This is a genomic window from Vibrio sp. 1069 (assembly GCF_033340555.1).
The window spans coordinates 1-713 of sequence record NZ_JAWOWP010000355.1; the positions used below are offsets into that span (position 1 = coordinate 1).

The following is a 713-nucleotide window of genomic DNA, read 5'->3' on the forward strand; positions in this document are numbered from 1 at the left end:
CTCGCATGAAAGCCGTCATGATCAAAGAGATTCGCCAACTTTCCCGTGACCGAATCACGTTTGGCATGGTGGTGATGATCCCGCTTATCCAGCTTTTGCTGTTCGGCTTCGCAATCAATACGGACATTCGCAACATTCCGGTAGGTGTTGTCGACCAAAGTGGCAGTACCGCCGGGCGGATCATTACCCAGTCCGTCAAAGTCACTCAAGTGGTGGATATCAAAGAAACCTATGCCACCGCGCAAGAGGCTGAACAAGCGATTCAAGATGGTATTGTGCGCGCCGTGCTGATTTTGCCAAGCGATCTCACACAACGCATGATGCAAGGTCGAGAGCTTGGGCAATGGATTGTGGATGGGTCAGATACCATGATCAGCTCGGCAATATTGTCGTTGCAAACCATGCCATTGACCGATTTTGACTTCGAGATTCGCCCAGCGCCAAGCAAAACATTCGAAGTCGCACTCTACTACAACCCAAGTCGACGTTCTGCGGTCAACATCGTACCCGGCTTACTCGGTGTGATTCTCACCATGACGATGATTTTGTTCACCAGTGCCGCGATTGTACGAGAACGTGAACGGGGAAATTTGGAGCTATTAATCACCACGCCCATCCACTCGATAGAGCTAATGGTGGCGAAAATCGTACCGTATATCTTTGTCGGCTTAATTCAGGTTTTCATCATTCTAGGGTTGGGACATTGGATTTTC

General features: G+C 49.5%; 1 protein-coding gene. It reads left to right on the forward strand.

Translation table 11 applies throughout. From position 1 onward, the window contains the following. Nucleotides 1-713, forward strand: a 713-nt coding sequence (locus tag R7040_RS26480; RefSeq protein WP_318097581.1) for an ABC transporter permease, incomplete at both ends; no start/stop codon positions are given.